Here is a 24,995-nt window from a genome sequence, read left to right as displayed (position 1 = left end):
GCCCCCCGAGGGGGCGGATGCCTCCCTTGGGGCGGCCCGGCGGGAGGCATCATGAACGAACCGCTGCAACAACCCGAACTCGAAAGCGGCAAGGCCGAAGCCAGCTACGTGGTCCCCGGCCTCGAACGCGGGTTGCGGATTCTCGCCGAGTTCTCGCCGCGCGAGCCCGTGCTCGGCGCGCCCGAATTGTCGAAGCGGCTCGGCATTCCGCGCACGACGGTATTCCGTCTGCTGCAGACGCTCGAATCGCTCGGCTTCCTCGAGCGTGCGGACAAGGATCGCAACTACAAGCTCGGCATCGCCGTGCTGCGGCTCGGCTTCGAATACCTGAGCTCGCTGGAGCTGACCGATCTCGGCCTGCCCGTGATCGAAAGCCTGCGCGATGCGACCGGCTTCACGACGCACATCGTGATCCGCGATGGTCGTGACGTGGTGTTCGTCGCGAAGGCGCAGAGCCAGGCGCCGGTGTTCAGCTCGATCCGCGTGAACGTCGGCACGCGCTTGCCCGCGCATGCGACGACGCACGGCCACGTGCTGATGGGCGACCTGTCGCTGAAGGAGCTGCATGCGCTGTATCCGGAAGGCGCGCTGAACCGGATGACGAACGCGACGCCGGAAACGGTCGACGCGCTGTACGAAGTGATCCGCGAGGATGCGCTGCGCGGCTACGGCGTCAGCAATTCGTCGTTCGAGCGCGGCATCTCGGTGGTCACCGCGCCGGTGCGCAACGAGACGCAGAAGATCGTCGCGTGCATCACCGTGACGGTGCCGAGGCCGGAAATCGACGCGGCGCTGATCGCGGACGGCCTGATCGACAAGGTGCAGCGCGCGGCGGCGGAACTGTCGCGGCGGCTCAATTACCGCTCGGATGACGAGCACACGTTTCTCAAGGCATTAGGACTCCGATGATCCAGATCGATCTGACCGGGCAGGTGGCGGTGGTGACGGGCGGTTCGTCCGGCATCGGCCTCGCGACCGCCGAACGGTTCCTGCAGGCGGGCGCGTCAGTCGCGATTTGCGGCCGCGACAGCGAGCGCCTCGCCCGCGCCGAAGCGATGCTCGTTGAAAAGTATCCGGGCGCGCAACTGCTCGCCGCGCGCTGCAACGTGCTCGACGAAGCCGATGTGGCCGCGTTTGCGCAAGCCGTATCGGCGCGCTTCGGCCGTGCCGACATGCTGGTCAACAACGCTGGCCAGGGCCGCGTGTCGACCTTCGCCGACACGACCGACGACGCGTGGCGCGAAGAACTCGAACTGAAGTATTTCAGCATCATCCGCCCGACGCGCGCGTTCCTGCCGCTGCTGCGCGACGCGCAGGCGCCGACGATCACCTGCGTGAACTCGCTGCTCGCGCTGCAGCCGGAGCCGCACATGGTCGCGACGTCGTCGGCGCGCGCGGGCGTGCTGAGCCTCGTGAAGTCGCTCGCGACCGAACTCGCGCCGCAGCGTATCCGCGTGAACTCGATCCTGATCGGCATCGTCGAATCGGGCCAGTGGCGCCGCCGTTACGAAACGCAGGCGCAGTCCGGTGAAAGCTGGGAGGACTGGACGGGCGCGCTCGCCCGCACGAAGAACATTCCGCTGAACCGCTTCGGCAAGCCTGACGAGGCCGCCTGGGCACTCTTTTATCTCGCAACGCATCTGTCGTCGTACACGACGGGCAGCCATATCGACGTTTCTGGAGGCTTTGCACGCCATGTCTAAAAAAACCACGGTTGGCGAGCTGATTGCCGCCTTTCTCGAGCAGTGCGGCGTGAAGACCGCATTCGGTGTCATCTCGATTCACAACATGCCGATCCTCGACGCGATCAACTCGCGCGGCAACATCCGGTATGTCGGTGCACGCGGTGAAGCCGGTGCGTTGAACATGGCCGACGGCCTGGCCCGCGTGTCGGGCGGCCTCGGCGTCGCGTTCACGAGCACGGGCACGGCGGCGGGCAACGCGGCCGGCGCGATGGTCGAGGCGCTGACGGCCGGCACCGCGCTGCTGCACGTCACGGGGCAGATCGAGACGCCGTACCTCGACCAGGATCTCGCGTACATCCATGAAGCGCCGGACCAGTTGTCGATGCTGCATTCGATCTCGAAGGCCGCGTTCCGCGTGCGCACCGTCGAAACCGTGCTGCCGACGATCCGCGAAGCCGTGCGCATTGCGCAGACCGCGCCGACGGGCCCCGTGTCGGTCGAGATTCCGATCGACATCCAGGCCGCTGAAATCGAATGGCCGGAAGACCTCGCGCCGGCACACGTCGCGGTGCGCGAGCACGACACCGCTCGCGTCGCGAAGCTCGCCGATGCCCTCGCGGCCAAGCGCCGCCCGCTGCTGTGGCTCGGCGGCGGCGCGCGCCACGCACGCGAGGAAGTCGAGCGCCTCGTGAAGCTCGGCTTCGGCGTCGTGACGAGCGTGCAGGGCCGCGGCGTGCTGCCCGAAGATCACCCGGCGACGCTCGGCGCGTTCAACGTGCACGCGTCCGTCGAAGCGTTCTACAAGACCTGCGATGCGCTCGTCGTCGTCGGCTCGCGCCTGCGCGGCAACGAAACGCTGAAGTACAAGCTCGCGCTGCCGCAGCCGCTGTTCCGCATCGACGCCGACGCGCTCGCCGACAACCGCGGCTATCGCAACGAACTGTTCGTGCACGGCGATTCGAAGCGTGTGCTGGCCGAGCTGGCCGACCAGCTCGAAGGCCGCCTGTCGGTCGATCCGCAGTTCGCGGCCGATCTCGCGGCCGCCCGCGAGCAGGCGGTGGCCGACGTGTCGAAGGGCCTCGGGCCGTACAAGCAGCTCGTCGATACGCTGCAGGGCGCGGTCGGTCGCGACTACAACTGGGTGCGCGACGTGACGATCTCGAACAGCACGTGGGGCAACCGCCTGCTGAAGATCTTCGAGCCGCGCTCGGGCGTGCATGCGCTCGGCGGCGGCATCGGCCAGGGCATCCAGATGGGCATCGGCGCGGCGCTGGCGGATGCGGCGGCGAAGACGGTCTGCCTCGTCGGCGACGGTGGCCTGATGGTCAACGTCGGCGAGCTCGTCACGGCCGTGCAGGAAAACGCGAACGTGATGATCGTGCTGATGAACGACCAGTGCTACGGCGTGATCCGCAACATCCAGGACGCGCACTACGGTGGTCGCCGCTGTTTCGTGCAGCTGCACCAGCCCGATTTCGCGCAGTTCTGCGCGAGCTTCGGCCTCACGCACTACCGGATCACGTCGCTCGACGACGCGGAAGCGATCGTGCGCGAAGGGATGGCGAAGGCAGGCCCGGTGATGGTCGAGGTCGACATGCTGTCGGTCGGCGCGTTCGCATCGAACTTCGCAGGCCCGCCGGTCAAGAAGGAAGAGCCGTCGGAGCGCCAATATGCTTAACGGGCAAAAGCGGGCTCACGCCCCTGTCGACGTCGCGATGATCGGCTTCGGTGCGATCGGCGCGGCCGTGTACCACGCGGTCGAGCACGATGCGTCGCTGCGCGTCGCGCACGTGATCGTGCCGGAACACCAGCGCGCGGCGGTGCAGGGCGTGCTGGGCGGCGCGGTGGAGGTCGTGTCGTCGGTCGACGCACTGGCCCGCCGCCCCGAGTTCGCGCTCGAATGCGCGGGCCACAGCGCGCTCGTCGATCACGTCGTGCCGCTGCTGAAAGCCGGCACCGATTGCGCGGTCGCGTCGATCGGCGCGCTGTCCGATCTCGCGCTGCTCGACGTGCTCGCACAGGCGGCCGACGAGGGCGACGCGACGGTCACGCTGCTGTCCGGCGCGATCGGCGGGATCGACGCGCTGGCGTCCGCGAAGCAGGGCGGCCTCGACGAAGTGCTGTACGTGGGCCGCAAGCCGCCGCTCGGCTGGCTCGGCACGCCCGCCGAGGAGTTGTGCGACCTGCGCGCGATGACCGGGGAAAAGGTGATCTTCGAAGGCAGCGCGCGCGATGCCGCGCGCCTGTATCCGAAGAACGCGAACGTCGCGGCCACCGTCGCGCTTGCGGGCCTCGGCCTCGACGCGACGCACGTGCGCCTGATCGCCGATCCGGCGGTCGAGCGCAACGTGCACCGCATCACCGCGCGCGGCGCATTCGGCGAGATGTCGCTGGAAATGAGCGGCAAGCCGCTGCCCGACAACCCGAAGACGTCCGCGCTGACGGCGTACAGCGCGATCCGCGCGCTGCGCAACCGCGCGGCCCGCTGCGTGATCTGACCGGGCCATTGAATGCCTGCCCGCGCCACGGCGAGGGCGGACGTGCAGAGACAGATTTGTGGGACTTGTGACATGACTCCTTTCGATACGAGCCTCGTACCCGACGGCAACATCCTGATCGGCGGCGAATGGCGGCGCGGCCGTGGCGCGCCTTACGCGAGCATCTATCCGGCCGACCAGTCGCTGAACATGGAAGTGTCGACCGCGAATGCGGACGACGCGGCCGAAGCCGCCGTGGCCGCCGACGCCGCATGGCGCCGCGCCGACTGGGCCGGGCTGAAGCCGCACCAGCGCGCGCAGGTGCTGTACCGCATCGCCGATCTGATCATGCAGCGCCACGAGGCCCTCGCGAACCTGCAGCGCCGCGACAACGGCAAGCCGATCGGCGAGACGCGCGTGCTGGTGGCGAGCGCCGCGAACACGTTCCGCTATTTCGCGGCGTGCCTCGAAACGCTCGACGAGGAACTGACGCCGTCGCGCGGCGACTACCTGACGATGAGCGTGTACGAGCCCATCGGCGTGATCGCGGCGATCACGCCGTGGAATTCGCCGATCGCGTCCGATGCGCAGAAGCTCGCGCCGGCGCTGGCGGGCGGCAACGCGGTGGTGCTGAAGCCGGCCGAAGTCACGCCGCTCGTGTCGCTCGCGCTGGCGCGCATCTGCGAGGAAGCGGGCGTGCCGAAGGGCGTGCTGAGCGTGCTGCCGGGCAAGGGTTCGGTGATCGGCGACGTGCTCGTGCGTCATCCGCTGGTGAAGAAGGTGTCGTTCACCGGCGGCACCGAAGTGGGCCGCGGCATCGCGCGCATCGCGGCCGAGAAGCTGATGCCCGTGTCGCTCGAACTCGGCGGCAAGTCGCCGACCATCGTGTGCGACGACGCCGATCTCGACCACGCGGTCAACGGCGTGCTGTACGGCATCTTCAGCTCGTCGGGCGAAGCGTGCATCGCGGGTTCGCGGTTGTTCGTGCAACGTTCGGTGTACGACGAATTCATGAAGCGCCTGGTCGCGGGCGCACGCAAGCTGCGCGTGGGCGACCCGACGCGGCCCGACACGCAGATGGGGCCGCTGATCACCGCGAAGCATCGAGAATCGGTGGAGCGCTACGTGGCGCTCGGTCTCGAGGAAGGCGGCCGCCTGCTGTGCGGCGGCGAGCGGCCTGCGGGCGACGGGCGCGAGCACGGCTTCTTCTATCAGCCGACGATTCTCGAAGGTTTGCCGAACAGCGCGCGCATCTGCCAGGAAGAAATCTTCGGCCCGGTGCTCGTCGCGATGCCGTTCGACGACGAAGCGTCGCTGATCGCGCAGGCGAACGACAGCGTGTTCGGCCTGGCGGCCGGCATCTGGACGCGCGACTACAAGCGCGCATGGCGCATCGCACGCGCGCTGGAGACGGGCACCGTCTGGATCAACACGTACAAGCTGTTTTCGATCTCCACGCCGTTCTCGGGCTGGAAGGAGAGCGGGATGGGGCGCGAGAAGGGGCGTCTCGGCATCCGCGAGTACATGCAGCAGAAGAGCCTCTACTGGGGCTTGAACGACGCGCCGCTGCCGTGGGCGAACTGAGCGAAGGGGAATGACGCAATGAGCATTTTGGGAATCGAGCAGATCACGTACGGCGTCGACGACCTCGCGACCTGCCGGCGCTTTTTCGCCGACTGGGGGATGAAGGAAGTCTCGCACGACGACACGCGCGCACGCTTCGAGACGCTGAACGGCTGCACCGTGCTGGCCGTCAAGGCCGACGATCCGTCGCTGCCGCCCGCGTTCGAAGCGGGGCCGACGCTGCGGGAAGTCACGTGGGGCGTCGCGACGCGGCAGGAACTCGACGCGCTGCGCACGAAGCTCGCCGGCCAGCCCGGTTATTACGCGCAGGACGACGCGGTCGGCTGCATCGACCCGAACGGGATGGCGATCCGCATCGAAGTCACGCGCAAGCGCGCACTCGACATCACGGGCTCGCCGTCGAACGTGTGGGGCCAGACGCTGCGCGTCGACCAGCCGAGCCCGATCTATGCGCGCGCGGAGCCTGTCGAGGTCGGGCACGTGGTGTTCTTCACGAACTGCCTCGACGCGCAGGAAAAGTTCTATCACGAGCTGCTCGGCTTCGAGACGTCCGACCGTTACCCGGGCCGCGGCGCGTTCATGCGCTGCGCGCCGCACGGCGGCCACCACGACCTGTTCCTGCTCGCGCTGCCGAACGGCAAACGTGGCCTGAACCACGTCGCCTTCACCGTGCGCGACATCCACGAGGTGTTCGGCGGCGGCATGCACATCGACCGCTGCGGCTGGGAAACGCAACTCGGCCCGGGCCGCCACCCGGTGTCGTCCGCGTACTTCTGGTACTTCCAGAACCCGGCCGGCGCGCTGATCGAGTACTACGCGGATGAAGACGTGCTGACGCCCGAATGGCAGCCGCGAGAATTCGAGCCGGGCCCGACGGTGTTCGCCGAATGGGCGGTCGACGGCGGCCTCGACGGCAACACGCGCCGGCAGAAGAACGCGAAGGCGCCGGAAGGCAAGTTCATGACGGAGCGGAAATCATGAGCGAAGGGAACGCACAGGAGCATGCCGCGCCCGGCACGGTCGTCGTGATCGGCGGCGGCCAGGCTGCCGGCTGGGTGTTGAAGACGCTGCGCGCGGAAGGCTTTGCGGGCCGCCTCGTGATGATCGCGGATGAACCGCATCTGCCGTACGAGCGGCCGCCGTTGTCGAAGGCCGTGCTGGCCGGCGACGCCGACATCGAAACCGTGCGCGTCGTCCGTCCGGACGAATTCGACGCGCTGAACGTGGAAGCATGGCAGCCGGAGCGCGCCGCATCGATCGACCGCGCACGCCGCGTCGTGACAACCGAAAGCGGCCGCGAGATCGAGTACGACCGCCTCGTGATTGCGACCGGCGGCACGTCGCGCCGCTTGCCGGACGCACTCGTGAGGACCCCGAATCTGCATTACCTGCGCACGCTCGACGAAGCGGCCGCGCTCGGCGAGAAGCTGCGTGCGAGCCGGCGCGTGCTCGTGATCGGCGGCGGCTGGATCGGCCTCGAAGTCGCGGCGACCGCGCGCAAGCTCGGCGTCGAGGCGGTGGTCGTCGAAGGCGCGCCGCGGCTGTGCGGCCGCTCGGTGCCGCAGATCGTGTCGGATTTCCTGCTCGACCTGCACCGCGCGAACGGTGTCGACGTCCGCCTCGGCGCGGCGCTCGCGTCGCTCGACGCGCAGCCGGACGACGCGTCGAAGGTGCGCGCGACGCTCGCCGACGGCACGACGATCGACGCCGATTTCGCGGTGGCCGGCATCGGCCTCGCGCTGAACGCGTCGCTCGCGAGCGACGCGGGGCTGGCGATCGACGACGGCATCGTCGTCGACGAATTCGGCGCGACCAGCGACCCGGCGATCTTCGCGTGCGGCGACGTCGCGAACCATCACAACGGCTGGCTGAAGCGGCGCGTGCGGCTCGAATCGTGGGCCAACGCGCAGAACCAGGCGATCGCGGCGGCGAAGGCCGTGCTCGGCGTGCGCGCCCCGTACGCGGAGATTCCGTGGTTCTGGTCCGATCAGTACGACGTGAACCTGCAGATCCTCGGTGATCTGCCGGCCGATGCGCAGCTCGTCGTGCGCGGCGATCTTGCCGCGCGCCGCGCGACGCTGTTTTTCGTAGGCGAAGGACATGTGAGAGGTGTCATCGCCGTCAACAACGCGCGTGAGCTGAAGCTCGCGCGCAAGTGGATGAACCAGGGCCGGGCAGTGGATACGGAAGCCCTGGCAGACACGAGCAGGACACTGGCCTGACCGGGCGACGAGACACAGGAGACTCCCCGCATGAGCACTTTCGACAACGTCGTGGCCGGTCGCGCCACGATGGAAGCTGCCGCCTCCACGCCCGGCGCGATCATCGCGCGGCTCGAGCGGCTTCCCGCCAACGCGATGCAGATCCGCGCGCGCGTGCTGATCGGCACCGCGACGTTCTTCGACGGCTTCGACGTGATCACGATCGCGGCGACGCTGCCGCTGCTGATTCACAAATGGGGGCTGTCGCCGACACAGATCGGCATGCTGATCGCGTCCGGCGCGATCGGCCAGCTGATCGGCGCCTTCCTGTTTCCCGCGCTGGCGGAGAAGCACGGTCGCGTGAAGGCGATCGCGTGGAGCTCGGCGGTGATCGGCATCACGAGCATCGCGTGCGGCTTCGCGCCGACCTTCGAGATCTTCGTGCTGCTGCGGATTTTGCAGGGTCTGGGCCTGGGCGGCGAGTTGCCGGTTGCCGCGACGTACATCAACGAGATCACGCGCGCCCATGGCCGCGGCCGCTTCGTGCTGCTGTACGAGATCGTGTTCCCGATCGGCCTGCTCGTGTCGATGGCGCTCGGTGCGTGGCTGGTGCCGCGCTTCGGCTGGGAAATCATGTACTTCGTCGGCGGGCTGCCGCTGATCCTGTCGCTGGTGCTCACGCGCCTCGTGCCCGAATCGCCGCGCTGGCTCGCGTCGCGCGGGCGGCTCCCGGAAGCCGGGCGGGCGGTCGGCGTGTTCGAAGCGTCGGTGCGCGGCGAACTGCCGCCGGTCACGCAGGCAGCGGCGTTCGACGAGATGGTGCGCCAGCATCCGAAGCGCAAGATGAGCGACCTGTTCAGCGCCGCGTATCGCAAGCGCACGCTCGCGGTGGCGACGTTGTGGGCGACCTGCGGGTTCATCCAGTACGGGCTGTCGACGTGGCTGCCGACGATCTACAAGAACTTCTATCACGCGCCGCTGCAGCTCGCGCTGAACCTCGCGGTGATCGGCTCGGTGATGGGCGTGCTTGGGTCGCTGGCGTCGGCGCTGCTCGTCGACAAGCTCGGCCGCAAGCCGGTGATCGTGTGGTCGTTCGTGCTGTGCGCGCTGTCGCTGGCGTTCGCGGGCTTCTATCACGCGTCGTCGGTGTATGTCGTGTCGATCTTCTGCTCGCTGTCGCTCGGGTTGATGGCGTCGGGGTTCATTACCGCGTACGTCTATACGCCGGAGCAGTATCCGACGAGCATCCGCGCGTCGGGCTGCGGGCTCGGCAGCGCATGGCTGAAGATCGCGTCGTTCGTCGCGCCGATGGTGGTGCCGCACGCGATCATCGGCGGGAATCTCGCGCCGGCGTTCTACCTGATCGGCATCGTGCCGCTGATCGCGGCGGTGACCGTGCACTTCGTCGGGATTGAGACGAAGGGTAAGGTGCTGGAGGCGCTCGAAGCGTAAGGGTGGCGGCGGTAACGGATGAGGTGGAGAGGCCCGGGCGATGCCCGGGCCTTTTTATCTGGCGGCGATCGGGGTGCCGCGCCGCGCCGCGCCGGGGCGGGGCGTGTGAACGCATGCAATGGCCGACTAGCGGCTCGCGTGTTCTAATTCACGATCCCGTTTTTCGACCGACCGTCGCCATGTCTTTGTTCGAACCCGTCACGCTGAATACCTCCCGCCTCATCCTGCGGCCGCTTCGCGACGCCGACGCGCCGACTTTCTTCGAGATCTGGTCCGATGCGGAAGCGATGCGCTATTTCTCGTTCTCGCCGATGACGCAGATCGAGCAGGCCGAGGCGCGCGTCGCGCGCAACGTGCAGACGTCCGCGAGCGGGGAGAGCCTGACCTGCGTGCTCGAACTGCGGGAAACCGGCGAAGCGCTCGGCGAATGCGCGCTGTTCCATGCGAACGCGCAATGCCGGCGCGCCGAGATCGGCTTCAGCCTGCGGCGAAAGTACTGGCGCGGCGGATATATGCGCGAGGCGGCGTCGGCCATGATCGATCATGCCTTCGGCACACTGCGGCTGAACCGGCTCGAAGCCGATATCGACCCGCGCAACGTCGCGTCCGCGGGGCTGCTCGAACGGCTGGGCTTCGTGCGGGAAGGGCTGCTGCGCGAACGCTGGATCGTCGGCGACGAAGTGTCGGACAGCGCGCTGTACGGGTTGCTCGCGAGCGACCGGCGCTGATGCGGCGCCTGCAGCAGCGGATCATTGCGCGGCAGGAACGATCGCGCACGCGTTGATGCAACGACGCGCGGCAATCGGATTCGGCCCGCCAGGTTCGACCCGGCGGCCGGCCGATGAGGTTGTATTCACAACTTCGCGAGCCAGCCCTCGACCTTGTCTTTCCCGCGCAGCGTTGCAACCCATCGATCGGGCAACGCCTGTTCGCCGTACAGCACGCCGGCGAGGCCGCCGGCGATGGCCGCAGTCGTATCCGTGTCGTTGCCGAGCGCGATCGCGCGCTTCACGCAGTCCTCGTAGCTGCCCGTGGACAGCAGACAATGGATCGCCGACCAGAAACTGTCGACCACATAACCCGATCCTTGCGGCGCGTCGAAGCGGCCGTCGAGCACGATCTTCAGTTCGATTTCGTCGGCCGTGCCTTCGTAGCGCGCGAGCAGTTCGTCCTCTGCTGTGCGCACCGCATCGGGTGCGAGCTGGCCATCGACGATTCTCAGCGCCGTCAGGCAATAGAGCGCGCAGCAAAGCTGCGAACGCACGTGGCCATGCGTGACGACACTCTGCTTGTACGCGAGCCGGATCGCGTCGTCATACGACGCGGCGACCATCACGACGGGGAAGCAGCGCATCAGCGAGCCGTTGCCGTTGTCGCGCTCGTCGCGGGGCCCGGCCACTGCGGGCGCGGCGCCGGCCGCCAGCGCATGGAACGCGCGTTGCGTCTGCAGGCCGACGTCGAATACGCGGCCGTCCGGCGTGAATGCGCCGCGATGAAACCAGTCCAGCAGGTTGCCGGCGAACGTATCGAGATTCAGGTCGTGCTCGCGCAGCAGTGCGTCGAGCAGCGCGAGCGCCTGCGCACCGTCGTCGCTCCAGGTGCCGGGCGGTACGCCGTCGTGCGCGCGAGCGAAGCGCGGCGGCGGGGTCATGTCGATCGCAGCAGGCGGCGGAATCGAAGCGGCGTCGTGGAATTCGTACGGCACGCCGAGCGCGTCGCCGATCAGCAGGCCAAGCAGGCCGCCGCGCAGGCGGGATCGTCGGTTCGGAATCGGTGTCATCGAAAGGTGTTCGGGTTGGGACGGCTTGCGTCGCGGAAGACCGTGCGCAAGACCTTGAGTTGAGCCCCGTAATTATGCAGTCGCCGGCAAGTGACGTACTTTTCCGGCTGTTCGCCGGGCGCCTTCGCGCGGTGGCGGCCGCAGTCGCTGTTGAAACGACCCACGATGATTACGTCAATGCCCGCCCGGCCACCACGTCGACAGGCATTTCACGCTCCAGCGCCCTGGCGGCGAGTTCCCCGACCCAGTTTGCATCGGAGGGATCGACGACGCCATATTGGGCCGGCGGAAAAAAAGCAAAGAGGTGAGCCACCGCAGTCAGGCGTTCGCATTCGGCGTGAGACAGCAGACAGGACGTCACGGTCAATGGCGCGGCCGGTCCACTCCATCTCAATCCGATGCGGATATGGGTGCGTGGCGCAAATGCTATTGCCAATTCTCGCCTCGGGATCAACCATCTCGTCTCCAAGGGGAACGTTGGCGGCCCGTACCAATTGTCAGCCGCAATCAGATCAGCCAGCACCAGCCAATGACCGATGGACGTTCGGGCCAGGATCCACTGTCTCACTCGGGCCTTGCTGGATTTGAGCTCGCCGTCGATCCATTCCTCGACGTAGAGGGGTTCCGGATCGTAGTCGTCCGACCACACGATGATTGCGGAACATAGCGTATGGCGCTCCAGTTCGACATGCCCGTTGGACGGCATTTCGCGCCAGTACCGCTGTCGGGTACCGTACGTCGCGACGCACCAGTTCAGGCCGATCCACGCTGCGATGAAGAGCGCCGTGACCCATATGATGGTGAAGGCTGTTCCGTCAACCGCACGATCCAGATCAAAGGCCGGATCGACCATTCCGCGGTATGCAAGCAGACCCAGCAAGTACGCGAGCATCGGGATCACAGGCCCGAATATGACCGGCAACGCCAGAATGGCGAGCCAGTTTCGGACATGCACGGTCCCCGCCGACATGGCGCGCGCACGCTCCTCATCGCTCATCGCCGCGACTTCCCGCGCGGCAATGTCGTCGCTCGGGGTGTGGAACCGCTCGTAATCATTCTCGTATTGGGACATTCGACGGGCGTTTGGTGAAGGGGGGCGAGAAAGCAGGGGTTGCCTCGAGAAACGGATTCTTGCATACGTCAGGGTCTGCTTACATGCGGAACGCATGTGCGGTCCGTATGCAAGCAGACCCTGGCCGATGTGCCGCGGCCGGTGCGAAATCCTGCCGCAGGGGCCCGTGTGCGCAGGCGTGCTGGCTGCGCGGTTCGCGAGCGAGTGTTGGGCCGTGTGACGCTTGCGCCGCGCCGGCAGGCGCGCGGGATTCTCGAGCGTGGATGACTTGCCGGATTCACGGGGCGAACGTACGCTTGGTCGATATCACGGTCCATCCACAGGTTCTCGACCATGCAAGCTCATCCTCTGCGTCTTTCCCCCGGCGACGATTTGCGCGGCGCGATCGAGCACGCGTTGCGCGGCCACGCATCGCATGCGGCCTTCGTGATCCAGGGCATCGGCAGCCTGAGCGTCGCGCAGTTGCGTTTCGCCGGCGCGGACCAGCCGGCCGAACTGCGCGGCGACCTCGAAATCCTGACGCTGGCCGGCTCGGTCTCGCCGGACGGCGCGCATCTGCACATGTCGATCTCCGATGCGGCCGGCCGCGTGACGGGCGGCCACGTCGCGAGCGGCTGCGTGGTGCGTACGACGGCCGAGATTCTGCTCGTGCTGCTGCCCGCGCATCGTTTCTCGCGCGAAGCCGATGCGGGCACCGGCTTCAACGAACTGGTGATCCGGAGCGCGCCAGGCGGTGAGGGCGCGTGAATGCTGCGAAGCGGCGCTAGAATCGCCGGTCATTCGACGCATTTCCACCATTCACACTTCCGCGAGGCCGCCATCCATGGATGATTCCGAAATCGAACACAAGGTGTGGGAAATCGTGCGCACCTGGCTCGAGGGCGCGACGCCCGGGCAATGGCACCGGTTCGCCGCGCGCTCCAATTACGACGACAACGGCCGCGCGTTGCGCTGGCTGCTCGACAACCGCAACATCGATCACGCCACCGCGCTGCTGATCTACTGGAATCTCGGCGCCGCTTGGTTCGTGCAGTACGCGAACGAAAGCGACCTGGGAGACGCGTCGTATCAACTGGACAGGTTCCGGCTGGCGCGTGAGGTCGAGCGGCGTTATGCCGACGGCTATTACGCCGATCACGGGATCTGGTTCGATCCATACGACTTCGAAGGCGCGGGCCCGAACGACTATCCGGACGTGCCGGTCGTGCGGCCGGTGCCGGCGCTGATGCTGCAGCCGACGAGCGGCCGCGAGTATGTCGATCTCGACGAGGAAGGGTACGACGAAGGCTTGCCGTTCGACGTCGTCGATCGGATTTCCGCGCTTTACGACTGACGAGGCCGGCACGGCCACCCGGCGCCGCATAAAAAAATGGCGCCGCGGGCATTCAGCCTGCGACGCCATTGCGTGGTGTGCTGCGACGTCAACCGCCCGTCGCAGCCCGTTCCGCGTGCTTACATCTGCACGGTGTCGGCCACTTCCTTGAAGTCTTCGATCTGGTCGAAGTTCATGTACTTGTAGATCTGGTCGCCGTTCGCGTTGAGCACGCCCATGTCGGCCATGTACTCTTCCTTGGTCGGGATCTTGCCCAGGCGCGAGCAGATCGCCGCCAGTTCCGCCGAGCCGAGATACACGTTCGTGTTCTTGCCGAGACGGTTCGGGAAGTTGCGGGTCGACGTCGACATGACCGTCGCGCCTTCGCGCACCTGAGCCTGGTTACCCATGCACAGCGAGCAGCCCGGCATTTCGGTACGCGCACCGGCCGTGCCGAACACGCCGTAGTGGCCTTCTTCGGTCAGCTGCTTCTGGTCCATCTTGGTCGGCGGCGCGACCCACAGCTTGACCGGGATGTCGCGCTTGCCTTCGAGCAGCTTCGACGCGGCACGGAAGTGACCGATGTTGGTCATGCACGAGCCGATGAACACTTCGTCGATCTTCGCGCCTGCGACGTCCGACAGCGTCTTCACGTCGTCCGGGTCGTTCGGGCACGCGACGATCGGCTCGTGGATGTCGGCGAGGTCGATCTCGATGACGGCCGCGTACTCGGCGTCGGCATCCGGCGACAGCAGTTGCGGGTCGGCCAGCCATTGTTCCATTGCCTGGATACGGCGCTGCAGGCTGCGCGGATCCTGGTAGCCCTGCGCGATCATCCACTTCAGCAGCGTGATGTTGCTGTTCAGGTACTCGATGATCGGTTCCTTGTTCAGGTGCACCGAGCAACCAGCTGCCGAACGCTCGGCCGACGCATCCGACAGCTCGAACGCTTGCTCGACCTTCAGGTCGGGCAGGCCTTCGATTTCGAGGATGCGGCCCGAGAAGATGTTCTTCTTGCCTTGCTTGGCGACCGTCAGCATGCCTTGCTTGATCGCGTACAGCGGAATCGCGTTGACGAGGTCACGCAGCGTGACGCCCGGCTGCATCTTGCCCTTGAAGCGGACCAGCACCGATTCCGGCATGTCCAGCGGCATCGTGCCGGTGGCGGCCGCGAACGCGACCAGGCCCGAACCTGCCGGGAAGCTGATGCCGATCGGGAAGCGCGTGTGCGAATCGCCGCCGGTGCCGACGGTGTCGGGCAGCAGCATGCGGTTCAGCCACGAGTGGATCACGCCGTCGCCCGGGCGCAGCGCGATACCGCCGCGCGTGCTGATGAAGTTCGGCAGCGTCTGATGCGTCTTCACGTCGACCGGCTTCGGATAAGCGGCGGTGTGGCAGAACGACTGCATCACGAGGTCGGCCGAGAAGCCGAGGCACGCGAGATCCTTCAGTTCGTCGCGGGTCATCGGGCCCGTGGTGTCCTGCGAGCCGACCGAGGTCATCTTCGGTTCGCAGTACGTGCCCGGGCGCACGCCCTGGCCTTCCGGCAGACCGCATGCACGGCCGACCATCTTCTGCGCGAGCGAGAAGCCCTTGCCGCTGTCGGCCGGCTGGTGCGGCAGGCGGAACAGCGTCGACGGTGCGAGGCCGAGCGCTTCACGTGCCTTCGCGGTCAGGCCGCGGCCGATGATCAGCGGAATGCGGCCGCCGGCGCGCACTTCGTCGAACAGCACGTCGGACTTGACCTGGAATTCGGCGATGACCTTGCCGTCCTTCAGCGCCTTGCCTTCGTACGGGCGCAGTTCGACCACGTCGCCCATTTCCATCTGCGACACGTCGAGTTCGATCGGCAGCGCGCCGGCGTCTTCCATCGTGTTGTAGAAGATCGGGGCGATCTTGCCGCCGAGGCACACGCCGCCGAAGCGCTTGTTCGGCACGAACGGGATGTCTTCGCCGGTGAACCACAGCACCGAGTTGGTGGCCGACTTGCGCGAGGAGCCGGTGCCGACCACGTCACCCACGTAGGCGACCAGGTGACCCTTTTCCTTCAGCGATTCGATGAACTTGACCGGGCCGCGCTTGCCGTCTTCTTCCGGCGTGATGCCCGGGCGTGCGTTCTTCAGCATCGCCAGCGCGTGCATCGGGATGTCCGGGCGGGTGGTGGCGTCGGGGGCCGGTGACAGGTCGTCGGTGTTGGTTTCGCCCGTCACCTTGAACACGGTGATGGTCAGGCTTTGCGGCACTTCCGGACGGCTCGTGAACCATTCGGCGTCGGCCCAGCTCTGCAGCACGGCCTTCGCGTGCGCGTTGCCCTTGTCGGCGAGTTCCTTGACGTCATGGAACTGGTCGAACATCAGCAGGGTTTTCTTCAGTGCGTCAGCGGCCACGGCAGCGACGGCTTCATCGGACAGCAGCTCGATCAGCGGCTGGATGTTGTAGCCGCCCAGCATCGTGCCGAGCAGTTCGGTCGCGCGTTCGCGCGAGATCAGCGGGCAGGCGGTCTCGCCCTTGGCCACGGCGGCCAGGAAGCCGGCCTTCACGCGGGCGGCTTCGTCGACGCCGGCAGGCACGCGATGGGTGATCAGGTCGAGCAGCGTCTGCTCTTCGCCGGCGGGCGGGTTCGTCAGCAGTTCCACCAGTTCGGCGGTCTGCTGAGCCGTCAGCGGCAGGGGAGGAATACCGAGCGCGGCGCGGGCGGCCACGTGAGCACGAAAGTTTTCAAGCATGGGGAGACCTGCTGATATTGCGTTTGAGGGGAAGGCCTTGCCGGCACTCCGGGGCTGTTCCAGACACTGCTTTGCAGCGGGATTCTAATCTCAATGATCTTTAACGTCAAATGTCTTATGTCTTATATAAGAGTTGACGTTGGCGCGCGGGAAAGCGAGGCGGCGCGGGGGAGTCGGGCGTTTCGGACGTGTGGCGGAGGCGCGGATGGGCGTGCGTGCGAGGTGTCGCGGGTGGTTCCGGTTGCCGCCGGGACGCGTGGAGGGCTGTGGGGCGGTGGTGGGCCCGACTGCGCCCCGGGATCGTCCGTTCGCATCAGGTGCTTCCGTCGCCGGCTTTGGCTGCAGTCATGTGAACCGGCGCGAACCGTTCGAGGCCGCGACCGGCGAGGTGTGCTACCGGTAACGAAGCGCCAGGAACCCGGTTGGCGGTGGCGCATATATCTGCACAAGCGCGCAAGAAACGTTACACACCGGCCGCTTTCGCGCGCCTACGCTCTATTGCACGCGACTTTCAATCGGGTTTCAAAAGGCGGGGCGAGCATCGCTTCGTCATGAACGACCATGCGCCCTCAAATCCTGTCGATCAAGAACATGCGATTCAGAGAATCGATTTTCGTGGTGTTGTCGCTCGTTGCGTCGTCGGTCGCTCATGCGGCCGCGACTGACGACGACACGCATCGCTCCGCCAGCCGTCCTGTCGCATTGGTCTATCGTGGCCCGGCCGCGTGCGATGGCTGCCCGGAGACGATTGCGCAGCGCCTGCGGGAATCGGACCACCAGTTCCGGGTGATCTACGTCGGGCCCGCGGAGAAACTCAAGATCACGCCCGCCGTCCTGGCCGGCGCCGCGCTCTATGTCCAGCCGGGCGGCGGGCAGGATATTCCCGGCGCGGCGGCCAGCATCGGGAAAAATTCGATCAAGGCCGTGCGGCATTACGTAAAGAACGGCGGGCGCTACCTGGGTATCTGCATGGGCGCCTACCTCGCGGGCGACCCGGGTTTCGGGCTGGTCGCCGGCGAGTTCGACTCCGAGGTCGGCCGGCCGGGCTCGAGGCTGCACGGGATCGCGGACACGGTGACGCCGGTGGTCTGGCGCGGGAAAAAACGCTGGATCTATTTCCAGGACGGCGCGATGCTCCCGGCCGCCCCCGGCGCGGTCGTGCTGGCGACTTATCCGAACCGCGACATCGCGGCGGCGACCTATCGCTACGGCAAGGGGCGCGTCGGGCTCGTCGGCCCGCATCCCGAAGCCGACGAAAGCTGGTATCGCCAGAACGGCCTGAAGAATCCGGACGGCATTCGGCCGGACCTGGCTCACGACCTGATCAACGCGACGATGAAGCCTTGACGGTGAGTGCTATTTCCGCCTGGCGCGATATGCGTCGAGGTTCTTCCGTGCCTGCGCGCGGATCGCGCGTTGCACGAAAGGCGTCCAGCCGAGCAGGGCGCCTTTCAGCCCAAGCGCCTGACGCGCCCAGCGCCACAGGTCGAAGCTGTCGCGATGCTCGACGATGCGTCCGTCGCGAAACCGGAACCGCGCGTCGATCCGGTTGACCACCATCCGGCCGGTCGCGGTGAAGCGGTACTGGGCGATCCACTCGGCGCGCCCGGCCTGTTGATCCGCGGCGACTTCGCCGAACGTCAATGAAAAGTCCTGCGCCCGCGCGACCAGCATGCGCCACATGTCGCGTGCGAGGTCGCCGCGCAGCTCGCCGAATGCGGGATCGCTGAACACGATGTCATCGGCATAGCAGGCGAGCATCCCGTCGATGTCGCGCTGCTGGAACGCCGTGTAGAAGCGCTGGATCAACTCGGTGTGTGCGTGGCTCATCGTTGGGTGGGGTGTCGTTGGAGATGAAGCGGGGGCTCGACGCGGCGGCCGGGAATGCGGCCGGTTGAACGTCTGGTGAGTGCCATACGGCAAGGACGCTCCGATCGACTCGATGTCGACACATCTTCCCCGCCGCGATGCAGGTTACGCGCGGACGTTCGGTGTGACCACCGTCCCAGCCGTGACATGCGTCGCGACATCGATCGACAAGCGGGAATGGATGCGGGCGTGTGTGGCTCTGCCTCGGCCGTCGTAACCCGAACGCGGCCTGCGCGTCACCGGACGCCCATCAGCGGTTCGCCAGCGCGACGTCCTGGTTGCTGCGCCCCGTCACCAGGCAGCCCGACATGAATGCCTCGCTCTGGCTGCTGGCAGCGGCCTCGCCGAAACCGCGGCCGAGCGCATCGACCTTCACTTGCGCGGCGCCTTGTTCGCACGCGAGCGGACTGGTGTCGCGGCCCTGCGCGTGCAGGATCGCGCGATCGCCAATGAGATACGCCAGCAGCGCGAAAACAGCGATATGTACGGCTCGTCTCATGGTTCGTCTCCTCGTGGCTCAAGCGTAACGCGGACCCGTTCGACGAAGCACTTGGGGGTTCCCCCGGTAAACGTCTGCTGAAATAACGGCGCGGCGGGTGATCCTGTCCCGTTTTCGCGGTTTGCGGGAGGAGGGAACGCGCGGTTTCTATGCGCGTGGCAGGCGCAACCAGACGCACGGCGACACATGCGTGCGACGGTTTTTTGCGCGACAGGCGCGCGATTCACGGGAGTTTGACGAATGTCAGGTTACGGACGGAAGGGGGCGGTCGCGCAGCCGTTCAAAGCGATAGCATGAATGCATGATTTGACGGAACGCGATCGCGGAGGCATGCATCGGTTCCGGCAAGCAGGTGCGTGTTGAACATCGCTGTCGAATTAGTGAGGAATCCAAATGCTTAACGTCTCTTCCGTCCTGATCAGCCTCGCTCCGCTGTGGGCCATCCTGCTCGTTGCGTCTTCGGCCGCGGCCTATTTCGTGTTCTGGCGCAAGGTCATCGACTAAGCGCTGCGTGAACGCCGATGCAACACGGTTGAGCGGTAACGCGCACACGTGTCGCACCGCTCGTTGCAAACCCGGGGCCCGTCAGCGAACGGGCCTTCGACGCGTCGCCGCGCGTCATCCCGTCATTGCACGGCCGTCACCGGCACATTCGAAATCCGCACCAGCCGGCTCATCACGCTGCGGCGGAACACCGACATCAGCGCATGCAACGGGTCATGCCGCGGCGCGACGACCACGATCTCGTCGCAGCCCGTCTCGGCCGCCACGGACGCGATCGTATCGGCCACCGGGCCGACCTTCATCACGACGCTGTACTGGACGCCGGCTTCCCGCAGGATTCGCTCGGCCATGGCCAGATCGTCGGACGCGAACTTCTCCTCGATCGAACGCAGCCGCGACAGCGGATAGTAGGCCTCCAGCCGCGTCGATTCGAGCGGCGCCTGGACGTTGATCAGCACGATTTCCGACGCGCATCGTTCGCGATACAGGAACGTCGCGTGGCGAACCGCCTGAAGCGAGCGGGGAGAGTGGCCGACCGGAACCAGCAGCTTGAGCATGGACGTTGTCCAGGAAACGAGATGATTCCAGCGTAGCGTGCCGCCGAACCGAACGATCTAAAGAGAACGGACGACCGCGTAAAAATGTCGTCAACACGTGCCGCGTCGTGCTGCGCCTAATAGAAATATAAGAAATTTAAGTTTATGCGCATAAACGATTTCATCGACCTGAGCAGCGCGCGCGAAGCGTGGCCCGCCGCCTCGATTCAGTCGGAACCGCAATGAATCGCGGCGGAAAATATCGGAGGTCGCCGATCCGGCGTCGCGTAGAGTAGTGCATCGGCCGCGGCGCGGCCGCTCCCGGCCGGTTCGGGCGCGACCGTCGCCATGCGGTCCGCCATTCCATTCCGATTCCAGGAGACTCCGCATGCCGCACGGCGCCCCGCAGCTTCTCGCTCCCGCTTCCATCCCCGTCGACCCGATCGTGCGCCTGTCGGCGGGCGAGCTCGCGTCGGCGATCCGCGGCAAGGCCGTGTCGTGCGTCGAGACGATGCGCGCGTACCTCGATCACGTCGAGCGCGTGAACGGCGCGGTCAACGCGATCGTCGCGCTGCGCGATCGCGACGCGCTGCTCGCCGAAGCCGCGGAAAAGGATGCCGCACTGGCGCGCGGCGAGTACCACGGCTGGATGCACGGGATGCCGCAGGCGCCGAAGGATCTCGCGATGACGAAGGGGCTGCGGACGACCTACGGCTCGCCGATCTTCCGCGAGAACGTGCCGCAGGCCGATTCCGTGGGCGTCGCGCGGATGCGCGCGGCCGGCGCGATCTTCATCGGCAAGACCAACACGCCCGAATTCGGGCTCGGCTCGCACACGTTCAACGAGGTCTACGGCGCGACGCGCAACCCGTACGACCTGACCAGGAGTGCAGGCGGCAGCAGCGGCGGCACGGCGGCGGCGCTCGCGTCGCGGATGCTGCCGGTGGCGGACGGCAGCGATTTCGGCGGCTCGCTGCGCAATCCGGCCGCGTTCTGCAACATCTACGGCTTCCGCCCGTCGCAGGGCCGCGTGCCGCGCTGGCCGGGCGTCGACGTGTTCGTGCAGCAGCTCGGCATCGAAGGGCCGATGGGCCGTACCGTCGGCGACGTCGCGCAACTGCTCGCGATCCAGGCCGGCTACGACCGCAACGATCCGCTGTCGCTCGCGGACGATCCGGCCGTGTTCGCGCAGCCGCTCGACGCCGACCTGCGCGGCAAGCGCATCGCGTGGGTCGGCGACTGGAACGGCTATCTCGCGACCGAGGCGGGCGTGCTCGCGCTGTGCGAGCAGGGGCTGGCGACGCTGCGCGAGATCGGCTGCGACGTCGATGCCGCGTTGCCGGCGTTCGCGCCCGACCGGATCTGGCGCCTGTGGCTCACGCACCGACACCTGCTGTCCGGCGGCGGGCTGCTTGCGCACTATCGCGACCCGGCGCGGCGCGCGCTGCTGAAGCCCGAGGCGATCTACGAGGTCGAGGGGCTGCTCGCGATGCAGGGCGCGGCCGTGTTCGACGCGAGCGTCGAGCGCACCGCGTGGCATCAGGCCGTGCTCAGCTTCTTCGACCGCTACGACTTCATCGCGGCGCCGACCGCGCAGGTGTTCCCGTTCGACGTCGAACAGCGCTGGCCGAAGGAGATCGCGGGCCGAGTGATGGATACCTACCACCGCTGGATGGAAACGGTCGTGCCGTGGACGCTGGCCGGCTGCCCGGTGATCAGCGTGCCGGTCGGCTTCAACGACGCGGGGCTGCCGATGGGGATGCAGCTGATCGGGCGTCCGCGCGCCGATCTCGCCGTGTTGCAGCTTGCACGCGGCTACGAGCAGGCGGCTGACTGGGTCGGCGGGCGGTTGCCGGCGTGGATGGCTGCGTAGCGCGGCGCTGGCCGAAAGCCGAAGGCGGGTGGCCGACCACCGGCCGCCTCACTTTGCCAACCTCTGCTGCCATCGCCATTCATGCGGCACGCGAACGAATTCCAGCCCTCGCGCGAAATCGCACGCAATCGCGGAAGAATTCCCTCGAGCACGTACGTGACGCGCGCAATTGCAAGCGGCCGGGCACCGTGATTTCGTTTCGATGTGTTTCAGTCGTTGCGGGGGCGCGCGGCGCGCTTCGACAATATCGGGCTCAACCATTCGGGCACGAGGACAACACATGAAGCAGATTCGCGCGACGGGCCGGCACCTGGCCTCGGCATGCATCGCGTTCGGCATTCTCGCAAGCGGCACCGCGCACGCGCAGCTCGACTTGCAGTCGATCGGCGCGTCGCTGCTCGGCGGCGGGCAGCAGCAGGCGGCGCCCACGCAGGGCGGCGTCGCGCAATTGCTGCAGGCCTATGTCGGTGCGAACCAGCAGGTGCTGACCGGCCAGTCGTCGCTCGCGTCGGCGATGGGCCTGACCGGCGCGGCCGGGCAGGCGCAGCAGGCCGCGAGCCAGCTCGCCGGCGGCAATGCGCTGACGCCGGCCGCGCTGTCGCAGATGGGCGGCGCGCAGCAATCGGTATCGCAGGCGCTCGGCCAGGCCTTCGCGAGCGGCGGTGCGACGCACGGCCCGATCGACAAGCAGGCATTCAGCAACGGCCTCGCGTCGCTCGGGCAGGGGCTCACGCAGTATTCGCAACTGCAGTCGGGGCTCGGCAATCTCGGTTCGACGAGCGCGGCGTCGCTGTTGCAGTCGGGCCTGAATCCGCAGAACATGCAGGCTGCGTCGTATATCGCGCAAAGCGCGCCGGGCCAGTTGCAGTCGCTCGCGACGACGCTCAGCCAGGCCGTGCAGTTCGCGACGAGCCAGGGCATTTCGGTGCCGTCGGTCGCATCGTCCGCGCTGAAGCTGCTGCCGTAACGTTGCGCGGGGCCGTGCGCGATGCGGTGCCGGCATCGCGCGCGACACGAAGATGACCGCGCCCAACATGGGGATTGCGCACGATGCTATCGTGGCGTGTCCCTTTTTTCGGTGCAGGTTCATGACAGACTCGTTTGACCTCTCGCGCTATTTCTCCCGCATCGGCTACGACGGCCCGGTCGAGCCGACGCTCGACGTGCTGCGCCGGCTGCATCTGCTGCATCCGCAGGCGATTCCGTTCGAAAACCTCAATCCGCTGACCGGCGCGCGCGTCGCGCTCGACCTGCCGTCGATCGTCGACAAGGTGCTCGCGCATCGCCGCGGCGGCTACTGCTTCGAACTCAACAAGCTGTTCTACACCGCGCTCACGGCGATCGGCTTTCGCGTGACGCCGATGATCGCGCGCGTGCGCTGGATGCTGCCGCCGGAAGTCGCCACCGCGCATACGCACATGCTGCTGCGCATCGATCTCGACGGCGCGGCCTGGCTCGCGGACATCGGCTTCGGCAGCGCGACGCTCACCGCGCCGCTGCGTTTCGTGCCGGACGAGCGGCAGCTGACGCCGCACGGCGCGTTCCGCGTCGTCGCCGCGCCGGTCGACGGTGAGTTCGACATGCAGATCGAGACGCCCGACGGCTGGCAGACCACCTATCGCTTCCAGCCGAAGCGGGTCGAGTGGATCGATTACGACGCCGCGAACTGGTTCACGTCGACGTATCCCGAATCGATCTTCCTGCATAACCTGATCGCCTGCCGCGTGCTGCCCGACGGCCGTGCCGCGCTGCGCAACACCACGCTGACGATCCGTGACGCGGCGGGCGTCGGGCGCACCGTCACGTTCGACGATGCGGCCGCTTGGGGCGCGTGCCTGCGCGACACGATCGGCATCGACACGACGGGATTCGATCTCGACGCGCTGTTTGTGCGACTGGCGGCGCGCGCCGCCGCGTAACCCGCATTCACGACCGATCGCCAACGGCGGCCCGCACCCACGGGTCGCGCCTGCGATTGACTTTTGCTAGATTGCTAGCATACTAGCCACCATGACCGATGAAGAAGTGAAGCAGTTCAACGTGTACCTGCCGCTCGGCCTGATCCGGCAGGTCAAGCATCGCGCCATCGAAACGGAGCAATCGCTGTCCGCGCTGGTGGCCGACGCATTGCGCGCGTACCTGGCCGCGCCGCCGCCGGGCGCGGGGCCGTCCACCAAGGAGGAGTGACATGTCATCCGAGCGAATCGAAGCCGTGTACCTGACGACGCACAACTGGGGCAAGTCGGCGAAGTTCTTCCAGGCGCTGGGCTTCAAGCTGGAGTTCGAAACCGATCACCACTCTGGCCAGTTGCGCAGCGGCGACGGTCCCTTTCTGTTCATCGCCGAAGTGCCGCCGAGTGAGACGCCGGACCTGCAGGTCGTGCTCAAGGTGGCGGATGAGCAGGCGGTGCAGCCGCAGCCGATCGTCGACGTCGTCACGCCGTTCGAAGATACCCACTGGGGCACGCGCGACATGACCGTGCGCGATCCGGACGGCCGCGTATGGCGTCTGCAGGCGCCGGGCAAGCAGGGCGCGTGAGGCGATCATGACCGAACCCCGCGAAAGCGCCCCCGACAGCACCGCTGCGCGCGTTGCACTGTGGCGCGCACTGCACGTCGAACTCGACGCGCCACCGCACGTGCTCGCCGACGAAGTCGGGCTGCAATTGCTCGCACCGGAACCCGGCTGGCAGCAGCGCGGCGACATGGATCCGCAATTCACGCGCCCGTTCCGCGCGTCGATCGTCGCGCGGGCGCGCTTCATCGAGGATCTCGTCGTCGAACAGGCCGCGCGCGGCGTGAGCCAGTACGTGATCCTCGGCGCGGGTCTCGACAGTTTCGTGCAGCGCCGGCCCGACATGGCGTCGCGCGTGACCGTCTTCGAAGTCGACCCGCCCGCGCCGCAGGCCTGGAAGCAGCGCCGCCTGGTCGAGCTCGGTTTCGGCGTGCCCGACTGGCTGCGTTTCGTGCCGGTCGATTTCGAGGCGAAACAGTCGTGGCGTGCTGCGCTGGTCGGCGCGGGCTTCGATGCCGGCAAGCCGGCGGTCGTGGTGTCGACCGGCGTCAGCATGTACCTGACGCACGAAGCGAATGCGGCCGCGTTGCGTGAAGTCGCGTCGCTCGCGCCGGGCTCGACGCTCGCGATGACGTTCCTGTTGCCGCTGGAGCATGCGGAACCGGACGTGCGCCCCGGGCTGGAAATGGCCGCGAAGGGCGCGCGCGCCAGCGGCACGCCGTTCATCAGCTTCTTCATGCCGGCGCAGATCCAGGCGCTCGCGCGTGAGGCCGGTTTCGCAGAGGCCGCGCACGTATCGGCCGCCGAACTGACGCGCCGTTACTTCGCCGATCGCACCGACGGCCTCCGGCCGCCGAACAACGCGGAAGAGCTGCTGGTCGCGACGGTCTGAGGTGTTGCGACCATAGCG

The 24,995-nt window shown here is 67.1% G+C and carries 24 protein-coding genes; 18 read left to right on the top strand and 6 right to left on the bottom strand.

The genetic code is table 11. From position 1 onward, the window contains the following. The first annotated feature begins 51 nt into the window (after positions 1-51). The 9 genes from CFB39_RS27095 to CFB39_RS27055 all read left to right on the top strand — a co-directional run bounded on the left by CFB39_RS27095 (position 52) and on the right by CFB39_RS27055 (position 10,127). On the top strand, positions 52-909 hold the full coding sequence (locus CFB39_RS27095; RefSeq protein WP_089427173.1) for an IclR family transcriptional regulator: 858 nt from the start codon (positions 52-54) through the stop codon (positions 907-909). After that, a complete protein-coding gene (locus CFB39_RS27090) occupies positions 906-1,703 on the top strand; it encodes an SDR family oxidoreductase (protein WP_089475143.1) in 798 nt (265 codons plus the stop codon). Before CFB39_RS27095 ends, CFB39_RS27090 begins: the two co-directional genes overlap by 4 nt. Next, on the top strand, positions 1,696-3,363 hold the full coding sequence (locus CFB39_RS27085) for a thiamine pyrophosphate-binding protein (RefSeq protein WP_089475142.1): 1,668 nt from the start codon (positions 1,696-1,698) through the stop codon (positions 3,361-3,363). The genes CFB39_RS27090 and CFB39_RS27085 overlap by 8 nt, the downstream gene beginning before the upstream one ends. Next, complete coding sequence (locus tag CFB39_RS27080) at positions 3,356-4,183, top strand: aspartate dehydrogenase (protein ID WP_089458498.1); 828 nt, start codon at positions 3,356-3,358, stop codon at positions 4,181-4,183. Before CFB39_RS27085 ends, CFB39_RS27080 begins: the two co-directional genes overlap by 8 nt. Before the next feature lie 72 nt (positions 4,184-4,255). Further along, entirely contained in the window at positions 4,256-5,746 is a 1,491-nt protein-coding gene (locus CFB39_RS27075; protein ID WP_089475141.1) for an aldehyde dehydrogenase, read from the top strand. Between the two features lie 18 nt (positions 5,747-5,764). Continuing rightward, entirely contained in the window at positions 5,765-6,727 is a 963-nt protein-coding gene (locus CFB39_RS27070) for a VOC family protein (RefSeq protein WP_089458496.1), read from the top strand. After that, entirely contained in the window at positions 6,724-7,968 is a 1,245-nt protein-coding gene (locus CFB39_RS27065) for an NAD(P)/FAD-dependent oxidoreductase (protein ID WP_089475140.1), read from the top strand. The genes CFB39_RS27070 and CFB39_RS27065 overlap by 4 nt, the downstream gene beginning before the upstream one ends. Positions 7,969-7,998: 30 nt before the next feature. After that, complete coding sequence (locus CFB39_RS27060) at positions 7,999-9,399, top strand: MFS transporter (protein ID WP_089475139.1); 1,401 nt, start codon at positions 7,999-8,001, stop codon at positions 9,397-9,399. A gap of 179 nt (positions 9,400-9,578) precedes the next feature. Further along, positions 9,579-10,127, top strand: coding sequence for a GNAT family N-acetyltransferase (locus CFB39_RS27055; RefSeq protein ID WP_089475138.1), 549 nt, complete (start codon positions 9,579-9,581; stop codon positions 10,125-10,127). A 125-nt stretch (positions 10,128-10,252) separates the two neighbouring features. Here CFB39_RS27055 and CFB39_RS27050 read toward each other — a convergent pair whose 3' ends face one another. Next, a complete protein-coding gene (locus tag CFB39_RS27050; RefSeq protein WP_089475137.1) occupies positions 10,253-11,179 on the bottom strand; it encodes an ADP-ribosylglycohydrolase family protein in 927 nt (308 codons plus the stop codon). A 169-nt stretch (positions 11,180-11,348) separates the two neighbouring features. After that, the gene (locus tag CFB39_RS27045) at positions 11,349-12,251 is read right to left on the bottom strand and encodes a hypothetical protein (protein ID WP_089475136.1); all 903 of its coding nucleotides are present in this window, start codon (positions 12,249-12,251) and stop codon (positions 11,349-11,351) included. Positions 12,252-12,584: 333 nt separating this feature from the next. Here CFB39_RS27045 and CFB39_RS27040 point away from each other — a divergent pair, with 333 nt between their 5' ends. Next, the gene (locus tag CFB39_RS27040; protein ID WP_089475135.1) at positions 12,585-12,998 is read left to right on the top strand and encodes a PPC domain-containing DNA-binding protein; all 414 of its coding nucleotides are present in this window, start codon (positions 12,585-12,587) and stop codon (positions 12,996-12,998) included. A gap of 76 nt (positions 12,999-13,074) precedes the next feature. Continuing rightward, complete coding sequence (locus CFB39_RS27035; protein WP_089475134.1) at positions 13,075-13,584, top strand: DUF4274 domain-containing protein; 510 nt, start codon at positions 13,075-13,077, stop codon at positions 13,582-13,584. Between the two features lie 119 nt (positions 13,585-13,703). On the opposite strand, the gene acnB is transcribed toward CFB39_RS27035, so the two are convergent. Next, positions 13,704-16,289, bottom strand: a complete 2,586-nt coding sequence (acnB, locus tag CFB39_RS27030) for a bifunctional aconitate hydratase 2/2-methylisocitrate dehydratase (RefSeq protein ID WP_089427183.1) — start codon at positions 16,287-16,289, stop codon at positions 13,704-13,706. Positions 16,290-16,880: 591 nt separating this feature from the next. On the opposite strand from acnB, the gene CFB39_RS27025 reads away from it, so the two are divergent. Then, positions 16,881-17,636: a BPL-N domain-containing protein gene (locus tag CFB39_RS27025; RefSeq protein WP_089475683.1), complete on the top strand. Its 756-nt coding sequence runs from the start codon at positions 16,881-16,883 to the stop codon at positions 17,634-17,636. Between the two features lie 9 nt (positions 17,637-17,645). Here CFB39_RS27025 and CFB39_RS27020 read toward each other — a convergent pair whose 3' ends face one another. The 3 genes from CFB39_RS27020 to CFB39_RS27010 form a co-directional block, all read right to left on the bottom strand. After that, on the bottom strand, positions 17,646-18,119 hold the full coding sequence (locus tag CFB39_RS27020) for a nuclear transport factor 2 family protein (RefSeq protein ID WP_089427185.1): 474 nt from the start codon (positions 18,117-18,119) through the stop codon (positions 17,646-17,648). Between the two features lie 289 nt (positions 18,120-18,408). After that, positions 18,409-18,657 (bottom strand): adhesin, encoded by a 249-nt coding sequence (locus CFB39_RS27015; protein WP_089427186.1) that lies wholly within the window; start codon positions 18,655-18,657, stop codon positions 18,409-18,411. A 626-nt stretch (positions 18,658-19,283) separates the two neighbouring features. Continuing rightward, positions 19,284-19,718 carry a universal stress protein gene (locus CFB39_RS27010; RefSeq protein ID WP_089475133.1) on the bottom strand — a complete coding sequence of 145 codons (435 nt, stop codon included), beginning with the start codon at positions 19,716-19,718 and terminating at the stop codon, positions 19,284-19,286. Between the two features lie 367 nt (positions 19,719-20,085). On the opposite strand from CFB39_RS27010, the gene CFB39_RS27005 reads away from it, so the two are divergent. The 6 genes from CFB39_RS27005 to CFB39_RS26980 all read left to right on the top strand — a co-directional run bounded on the left by CFB39_RS27005 (position 20,086) and on the right by CFB39_RS26980 (position 24,977). After that, positions 20,086-21,570 (top strand): amidase, encoded by a 1,485-nt coding sequence (locus tag CFB39_RS27005; protein ID WP_089475132.1) that lies wholly within the window; start codon positions 20,086-20,088, stop codon positions 21,568-21,570. 280 nt (positions 21,571-21,850) lie between these two features. Next, the gene (locus tag CFB39_RS27000; RefSeq protein ID WP_089432892.1) at positions 21,851-22,537 is read left to right on the top strand and encodes a hypothetical protein; all 687 of its coding nucleotides are present in this window, start codon (positions 21,851-21,853) and stop codon (positions 22,535-22,537) included. Positions 22,538-22,658: 121 nt separating this feature from the next. Continuing rightward, positions 22,659-23,489: an arylamine N-acetyltransferase gene (locus tag CFB39_RS26995; RefSeq protein ID WP_089475131.1), complete on the top strand. Its 831-nt coding sequence runs from the start codon at positions 22,659-22,661 to the stop codon at positions 23,487-23,489. 91 nt (positions 23,490-23,580) lie between these two features. Beyond that, entirely contained in the window at positions 23,581-23,757 is a 177-nt protein-coding gene (locus CFB39_RS26990) for a ribbon-helix-helix domain-containing protein (protein WP_089475130.1), read from the top strand. 1 nt (position 23,758) lies between these two features. Beyond that, entirely contained in the window at positions 23,759-24,109 is a 351-nt protein-coding gene (locus CFB39_RS26985) for a glyoxalase/bleomycin resistance/extradiol dioxygenase family protein (protein WP_089475129.1), read from the top strand. Between the two features lie 7 nt (positions 24,110-24,116). After that, entirely contained in the window at positions 24,117-24,977 is an 861-nt protein-coding gene (locus CFB39_RS26980; RefSeq protein WP_089475128.1) for a class I SAM-dependent methyltransferase, read from the top strand. Positions 24,978-24,995: the final 18 nt, after the last annotated feature.

It is taken from the genome of Burkholderia sp. AU6039 (assembly GCF_002223365.1).
Lineage (GTDB): Bacteria > Pseudomonadota > Gammaproteobacteria > Burkholderiales > Burkholderiaceae > Burkholderia.
Note: the sequence above shows the minus strand (reverse complement) of the source record. Positions and strands in the feature narration are given on the sequence as shown.